Here is a 7,765-nt window from a genome sequence, read left to right as displayed (position 1 = left end):
TAGGCCAACATAAAGCGTCGCGGGATGGAGCAGCCCGGTAGCTCGTCAGGCTCATAACCTGAAGGTCGTAGGTTCAAATCCTACTCCCGCAACCAAAATTACAACATTACATCAATATACTAGCGACACCCTCGGGGAGCTCTTCGCGTTGGCGTAGACCCCGTAGAAGCACTGTGGAAACAAGCAGAGCGAAAAAATCACTGTGGCGGAAGCGCAACGACTGCAAGCGGCCGCCCAATGCATGACGTTCGTGCAAAACACACCCAACGACAGCTCCCAGCCCTTCTACAACATTGGTGCGCAGCGCAGCATGGAGGGCGCCTGAAGCAGGAACGGCGGAAAGCTGACCTTCGCTGCAGAGGTTTCCAAGGTCCGCTTCCGAATTGCACGACGCGCAGAAGCAACGGCAGGTTTCTTCCGTTAGCGTTTCAAAGAACCGAAGCCACAAAAATTCGCAAAAGTAGCCAGGTCTCGAAACCTGCATTACAAAATCTCAGATTTCGGTTTGTGCCCGATACTGCGTGGGTGTTTTTCCGAACCAGGAACGGAAAGCACGCCTGAAGCTGTTTACCTCAGAGAAACCCAAATAGAAGGCCACTTGCGAGATGTTAAGGTCGCTTTCACTCACGAGGACCCGCGCACGGCTGACTTGTTCTGCTTGTGCAATGTCCTTGAATGTAAGGTTCTCAGCCTGAAGCTGGCGCTGCAGTGTGCGCACACCAATACCAAGCGTGGCGGCGACGGCGTCCACGGACGCGCTGCCTTGGTTGAGTTGCACACGCAGTGCTTGGCGAACGATGTCGACCTGGGTGCGAGGCAGCCGATTGACCCTCAACCGCGCGACGCCCCTAGCCGTCATTTGAAGTCGTTCCTCTGCGTCAAGCCGTGTCGGCGTTCGGAGCAGACTCAACGGGATCGCGATCCCCGGAAACGCTGCGTCTGTGCGGACCTCCGTGCCAATCAACCGCATCAGCGACAGTTTATGAAGCCTGTGGGTCTCGGGAAGCTCCACCCAGTCGGGCTTCCAATTCGGGCCTAGGAAGGGCCGCACAAGCGCTATTAGAATTGAGGGTATTTCCTGCTCAAGCAATTGCGCGCCAATGCTGCCGTCAAACGTCGCACCGAAGCTATATACCAGACAGGCTCCGTCTTTTCGGGTGTAAATCTGCGTTCCCCGTTGCAGAAAGGGGAGTGATCGCGCCGCCCGTTGAAGTGCGAAGTCCAAGCGGGACGCGCCAAGTGCGTAGCTTGAGAAAGGGTCGGGCACGGTCAGCGAAGAAAACGCAAAGTCTTTCGCCATAACTGCGCCGAGGTGACGTTCGCCGATTTTATCGGAAACCTTCTCAAGGAGCCCCGTGTGGTAGCGCATGGACACGGGAACCGGCGGACCTTCAATCGTCGTGCGTGTCAGCCCAACATCCTTGAGCGCGCGCTCCACGATCCGCGGGGACGCGAAGCTGTCCAAGGCGTCCAGAGTAGGGAGAAGCCCCCGAGAGTTTTGCATAAGCTCGCGCATAACCTCACTATGTCTCTGATCGGACACTTTGAGAACCCTTTGCCCAGCACCGGCGTGGGGTTTGATGTCGTCGCTGAGAATGCGCCAATAAAGGCGGCGCAGACGGCCTTGCGTCCGAAGTTTGTCGTCAAATGATCACTTTGCGCGGTCGCAGACGCAAGAAAGCGGACCCATTTCATTATCAACTAGGATAGACAACCGAAACACTGGACGTTGGAGACCAAAATGAAACACAGCTCCGTTTTGAAGATTGCCCTTACCACCGCTCTGATCGCTGCGATCTCGGTGCCAGCCTTTGCCACGCAATCGGCCGCAGATTTGGCGGCTGAGGGATTGCCGATGGCGGCACGCACCGTGCCCGTGCCAATCGGCATATCCCCACAGATGCAGGCGCTGATTGAGTCGCGGGTGGTATCCGAAACCATGCCGGCTGCGGAAACGGTAGAAGAGTGGCTTGCGGTTCAGGCACAACTGGACGCGGCGAATGCACAAGCTGCCGAGATGATGCTGGCCAAGTCAGGCGCAACTTACAGCACCGAGGAGATTGCTGGCGTCACCATTTACCGCGTCACTCCGGCAGAAGTTAAACCGCGGTGGGCCGACACTGTTTTTGTGCACGTTCATGGCGGGGCATTTGTATTTAATGGAGGAAAGGCTGCCTTGAACGAAGCGGTCTGGATGGCACATGGGCTTGGCGTCGAAGTGATCTCCGTAGATTACCGCCGCCCGCCTTTGCACCCGTTCCCTGCTGCAACTGACGATGTGATCGCGGTATGGAACAACGTCATTCAGCAATATGACCCAGCAAAGGTAGCCATGTTTGGCACCTCGGCGGGCGGCAACCTAACACTTTCCACGCTTCTTCAACTGCGCGATGCTGGCCTGCCGCTGCCGGGCGCTATCATGGCTGGAACGCCAGCAACCGACCTTGCAGAAGTTTCCGACAGTTGGTTAACTCTGAAAGGGCTTGATCCGCTGGGCGGGCATGACGGGGCGATCGAAGGCACCTTCGCGCTCTACGCAGGTGACACGGACGCTGCCGATCCCCGGCTGTCGCCCGTTTATGGCGACCTTGACGGTCTGCCGCCATCGATACTGTTGACCGGCACCCGTGACCTTCTGCTGAGCGACACCGTGCGGATGCACCGTGTATTGCGCGACGCAGGTGTGACCGCTGATCTGCACGTCTATGACGGCCAGTCCCACGGAGACTATATCGCGGGTTACCTCATCGATGCGCCAGAAACAAAAGACGCTTGGCGCGAGCTCAACGCCTTTTTTGATCTTCATCTGAACTAAAACAGTCCCCCCAAGGCTACGAATTGCATGGCGTTGGGGGAGCAAAACATGCCAAACGTAGGTGCGAAAATGTCCAGTTTCAGAGCTCAAGTCAGCACGCTCAAATTTCTATTTCTTGCAGTGGCGGCCATTCAGCTGGTAACAGCGGCATCTGGCACCATTGTTGCCCTATATTTTGCAGGAACTGGGGCCTCTCAGGAAATTGCCGCACTGGCGCCTGCAGCCTATTCGCTTGGCTTTCTGATTGGTTGTTTCTTTATTGCCGGTTGGATCACAAGCATCGGCCATATCCGCGCGTTTTCGGCAGCGGCAGCAATCTGTACGGCTTCTGCGCTATTGTTTTCCGTGACCGACAATGAGCCAACTTTGCTTTTTGTGCGGTTTCTGACCGGCATTGCCACAGCGGGGCTGTTTGCCATTGGCGACGCTTGGATCAGTGAAACCGTGGATGGATCTTCGCGAGGCCGCTTACTTGCTGTGTTTGCCATCATTCTCGGGCTGATGTCGGTGCTGAGCCAGGTTATCGTGATCATCACGCCCGACGATCTTAACCAGTCGTTTGTTTTGGTTTCACTGCTGTATTGTCTCGCAATTGTTGTGATTGCCGCCACCCCAAGCACCCCTCCCGAAGGTAAAGAACGCGCCAATGTGCGGGTCAAGGCCCTGTTTGCAGATGCGCCGACCGCTGCCTTTGGGGCGATTGCCGTCGGGATTGTCTCCACCGTTTTCATGAATGTTGTCCCCTATCGGGCAGCCGTCATCGGGGTGGATGCCGTTGATGTGGCTATCGCAATGGGGGCGATCTACGTGGGCCGTATTCTGTTCCTATATCCACTTGGATTGATGTCTGACCGCATGGACCGCCGACGGGTCATTCTCGTCGCCTCCGTTATTGCATCCTTCGCCCTTCTCACATTTGCCCTGCTTTCCACAGGAGACGGCGTGCGCCACGCCGTCATTGTCGGAACGCCCGTTTATCGTCTGGTTTTTGTTGGGCTGATCCTATTGGGTGGATCAATGCTGACGCTCTACTCGCTGCTGCTCGCTCACGCGATGGACCGAACCGTGCCGGTTTATGTCGCCTCGAGCGCGGTGACCATGCTGTTTGTTTTCACCATTGGCGGCATCATTGGACCCCTTCTAACAAGTGCAGTGTCGGCAGTGTTTGGCGACATGGCCATGGGCTGGATGCTCATGATTGTGATGGCAGCATTTGCGGTTTTGACAGCGGTTCGGATAAAAACCGTCGCACCAGCAGCCAAAGCTGAGCAAACTAACTTTAAGGCTGCGGAGACCACCAGCCTCAAATCCGCACCCACTCAAAAACGCTAAGATAGGAGGCAGATTATGATGTTTACGCTCACACCGTTACTGCGCGCTGAGAAAGCCACCCTGCTCATCTGGCTGGTGTTTGTCGCATTGACCTTCGCTGGTGATCTGATCAAACCCACCGCTGTGGGCACTGCAATTTCCTGGCTGTTGCTGGGTGGCATCTTTGCCGTGATGCTGGCGGCCGTGTTTCGTGTCGTGCATCATGCCGAATGTCTGGCCGTCATTTTCGGCGAACCTTATGGTACGCTGATCCTGACGTTGTCCGTGATTGGTATCGAGGTGGCGCTTATCACCGCCGTCATGCTGACAGGCGACAACAATCCTACTTTGGCGCGAGACACGATGTTCTCGGTTCTGATGATCGTGATGAATGGCCTGGTTGGCCTGAGCCTGCTGATCGGCGGATTGCGCCACGGTTTGCAGGTGTTCAACCTCTCCGGTGCCAATGCCTATCTGGTGGTCTTGCTGCCCGTCGCCATCGTGAGCCTTGTGATGCCAAGCTTTACCACGTCAGCGCCCGGTGGCGGTCTATCCGCGCTGCAGACCGTGTTCATGATCGGCATGTCGGTTGTGCTGTATGGTATCTTTTTGGTGTACCAGACCGCTGGCAAACCCGAGATTTTCCGCCAGCCCGCGGATGAAGTGCCAACGATCGCGGGATCCGATGTGCACCACCTTGAGACAAAGAGCATTGCGTTTCATGTGCTGTGGTTGCTGCTGGCCATGCTGCCGCTGGTTTTGATGTCCAAAAAGCTGGCGCTGTTTGTCGACTTCAAACTGCTGGAGCTCGGCGCACCCGTTGCGCTTGGCGGTTTCCTGGTCGCAGCCATGATCTTGACACCCGAAGCGCTCGCAGCCTTGGACGCCGCGCGCGCCAACAAGCTTCAACGGGCCGTCAACATCTGCCTTGGCTCGGCCTTGGCCACAATTGGCCTGACGGTTCCGGCCGTTCTGATTGCCGCGCATTTTGTCGGTCTTCCAATCGAACTGGGGCTTGGTGGTGCTGAAATTGTTCTTCTGGCGATGACGCTGGGGATCAGCATTCTGACCTTTGTCGGCACTCGCACAAACGCGCTTCAAGGCGTTGTGCATCTGGCTGCGTTTATGACCTATGTGTTCCTGATTTTCGACGGTTGAGGCCACATTCAGACCTCGTCAGACAAACGGGAAAAAAAGCTGTCGAAAGTGGTTTCTAAAGCCACTTTCTTCAAAGCGCCCAAAACCGGAGGATCACAGTCAATTTTACAAACGACCCGACACTGAGGGCGAACCATATCATCGAAATGCAGCGCCCCCTCTGATTTCCGGAGCGTTGTATCCCTCGGAAGCGCAAAGTGAAAACCGCGCGATTTTTTTCCTGACCTGCCATTGCCTCCACTGGCCGGACCGAGATCATGTCAGTCTTTCGGCGAATACCAAATAGGCGACGTATACGCGCGCTCCTGCTGTTCCATGACCGCATCCTCAGGCAGGTCGAGACTGCCAAAGTGGGCTTCGTCATAGGCCAACCATGAGGGCGTCGGAATTTCCAGAACGCGCACGTAGTAGTAAGCTCTTTGTGCCGGATCAAACTGGGGGTCGACCCAGTGACCGCCGAGGGCCGCAGTGCCAATTGTGTTCGTATATTCCGCGCCATCCACAGTGTTACCGATCACGGGCAAATTGCCCTCGGCGTCGGTTTCCCTTTCACCGGCCCACACAACGTTGAAGACCTTGTTCTGTGGGTCTCCGGCGGCATCGACCCACCCTTTTATGACCTGTATGCGGTCGAGGTTGGCGCCATCTGGATCCCGGAGCGCGCGGATCATCAATGTCGGGGCGCCGCCTTCGGGTCCGGCAAAGAGATCGGCGCCCATCGGCACGCCTCTGGCATAGCCTTCGGTTGCAAAATCAGGGCGGTGGACCTCGTCGGCCTCGAAGTCCCAACCGGCGAAAACCCGAACGGTCATGCGTGGCCCGGTTGTCGCGTAGACTTCCTTGCGCTTAAACGCATCCCAGATTGCCTCTCGCGTGTTTTCCCTTGCCCATGCAGCGGCCAGACCAGCGGCCAGCGTCTCATAGTGGCGCACGGTGATGGCCTCGCCCATAAAGTCAGGCTGTACAAGGTATTCGTCGTAGCGCTCTTGACCGCCGCCTGGCTCTCCCAAAGCGGCCTTTCCAAAATAGTTGTCCTCGCGCGCGGTGGCGAGTGACGTGTGACTGTCAGTTGATCCGATCATACCAAATTTGAAAGGATTGACGCCGATTTCTTGTTCAAACTTGAGGCCGCGTGCCAAAGTCGTACGCGCATATTCCCGCGGCAGCATCTCCGGTGTTTTTAGCTCCGTTCCAAAATTACCGCGATCCCACGTGTAATAGTCCGAGAATTCGTCATTGGGCGACAACATCGGGTGGGTTTCCCCATCGCCCTTGATCTGGGTGACCTCATATAACGGCTCCCACCGCATGCGGCGCTCCGCGTATTCTACGTCAATCGGCTCCCCATTCTCTCGAACGTCGTTGAACATCAGCCCGTTCGACAGGTTGCCATTGTGCGGCATTGCCATGACACGGCCTCCCGTGCGCGCCTCATAGGCTTCCATCCAGTCCCAGAGGTCTTCGGGATCGGAACTGTCGTAGTTTGAGAATGGAATAATGTCGGCAACCTTGTCAGCGTTGTCGCGGAACATCACCACCCGATGCAGGTTGTTGGCATCCCGCGAGGAGGTCCATTCGAAGCCGTGTATAGCGGTAAAAACACCTGGGAGGTTGTGGTGCTCGGCGGCTTCGACAATCCGGTTGTAAAATGTCCGGGTCAGGTCTCCGTCATCAAGCGGGTCGACGTTGGCCATCATCGACTCTCCCCACTGAACATAGGCCGCCAAAGGATTTCCGTCTTTCGTTAGTTGATACACCTCCCGGCCCCACGGATTGGCCAGAAGCTGAGGGTTTGCTTCCGAGATCATGGGCGCGAGGCCAAGGTTCTCGGCATGATCGGCCACAACAAGGAAATCCAGAGGGCGTACCAGTTGGGCATACTCACCCAGCGAGCCTCGGACTTTTTCGCCCCGAGCAAACCGAAAGGCCTCGTCCGGTCCCAGCGTATTTCCGAGCATGCCTGCATCAGTTGAATATGACGTATGGAGGTGAGTATCGCCCCAGAATACTTTGTTCGGAAACGCCTGATCAACAAAAGGCGAAAAATGCTGTTGGCCGAGTCGGACATCCTCTGGATTGATTGCCAAGTCGCCCACGTATGATTGTGCAAATCCAGCGCCAGCCATTATCGCGCTCAAACTAGTGCCAGTCAGTATTGATTTCATCTTTGGGGCGCTTCCAACTCGTTTTCACGGAACAAACGGTACAAAGGAATTCGGTAGAAAGATACGGTGGAGATGCGAGGTAGACCGACACATTGCTGGCGACTGAAGTTCAATGGTCAAATCTCGGCCCAAAATCGTCGGTTTTGCCGTTGCAATCTGGTGGTTTCTACGGTCACAGAGCCGCCATTCGTCAACGCGTTCTTGAATGTCCGCTTAGGGCCTATTGTGTTGAAAAACTCTTCTTGATTTGAGGGTCCTTCACTGATTCAATTTGCTTGTGAATGCAGGGGGATTGACGGTGTTGGGACCTAAGCAA

At 56.0% G+C, this 7,765-nt stretch carries 5 protein-coding genes and 1 tRNA gene; 4 read left to right on the top strand and 2 right to left on the bottom strand.

Annotation, left to right across the window (positions count from 1 at the left end):
- Positions 1 to 18: 18 nt before the first annotated feature.
- Positions 19 to 95: transfer RNA gene (locus tag QOL67_RS21675), tRNA-Met, on the top strand.
- Positions 96 to 493: 398 nt separating this feature from the next.
- Here QOL67_RS21675 and QOL67_RS21670 read toward each other — a convergent pair.
- A complete protein-coding gene (locus QOL67_RS21670; protein ID WP_283428084.1) occupies positions 494 to 1,543 on the bottom strand; it encodes a helix-turn-helix domain-containing protein in 1,050 nt (349 codons plus the stop codon).
- 198 nt (positions 1,544 to 1,741) lie between these two features.
- Here QOL67_RS21670 and QOL67_RS21665 point away from each other — a divergent pair, with 198 nt between their 5' ends.
- From QOL67_RS21665 to QOL67_RS21655, 3 genes are all read left to right on the top strand, one after another.
- Positions 1,742 to 2,815, top strand: a complete 1,074-nt coding sequence (locus tag QOL67_RS21665; RefSeq protein ID WP_283428083.1) for an alpha/beta hydrolase — start codon at positions 1,742 to 1,744, stop codon at positions 2,813 to 2,815.
- A gap of 69 nt (positions 2,816 to 2,884) precedes the next feature.
- Positions 2,885 to 4,147, top strand: a complete 1,263-nt coding sequence (locus QOL67_RS21660; RefSeq protein WP_283428082.1) for an MFS transporter — start codon at positions 2,885 to 2,887, stop codon at positions 4,145 to 4,147.
- A gap of 15 nt (positions 4,148 to 4,162) precedes the next feature.
- Positions 4,163 to 5,284 carry a calcium:cation antiporter gene (locus tag QOL67_RS21655; RefSeq protein WP_283428081.1) on the top strand — a complete coding sequence of 374 codons (1,122 nt, stop codon included), beginning with the start codon at positions 4,163 to 4,165 and terminating at the stop codon, positions 5,282 to 5,284.
- A gap of 260 nt (positions 5,285 to 5,544) precedes the next feature.
- Here QOL67_RS21655 and QOL67_RS21650 read toward each other — a convergent pair whose 3' ends face one another.
- Complete coding sequence (locus QOL67_RS21650; protein ID WP_283428080.1) at positions 5,545 to 7,410, bottom strand: DUF3604 domain-containing protein; 1,866 nt, start codon at positions 7,408 to 7,410, stop codon at positions 5,545 to 5,547.
- Between the last annotated feature and the right edge of the window lie 355 nt (positions 7,411 to 7,765).

Origin of the sequence: Shimia sagamensis, assembly GCF_900182745.1 — a bacterium.
Taxonomy (GTDB): Bacteria; Pseudomonadota; Alphaproteobacteria; order Rhodobacterales; family Rhodobacteraceae; genus Shimia; species Shimia sagamensis.
This window is presented reverse-complemented; position numbering and strand designations above follow the sequence as displayed.

What these genes read in the sequence shown, in the direction of transcription:
- QOL67_RS21655 (WP_283428081.1), top strand. Translation starts at nt 4,163, where the DNA reads ATGATGTTTACGCTCACACCGTTACTGCGCGCTGAGAAAGCCACCCTG.
- QOL67_RS21665 (WP_283428083.1), top strand. Translation starts at nt 1,742, where the DNA reads ATGAAACACAGCTCCGTTTTGAAGATTGCCCTTACCACCGCTCTGATC.
- QOL67_RS21660 (WP_283428082.1), top strand. Translation starts at nt 2,885, where the DNA reads ATGTCCAGTTTCAGAGCTCAAGTCAGCACGCTCAAATTTCTATTTCTT.
- QOL67_RS21650 (WP_283428080.1), bottom strand. Translation starts at nt 7,410, where the DNA reads ATGGCTGGCGCTGGATTTGCACAATCATACGTGGGCGACTTGGCAATC.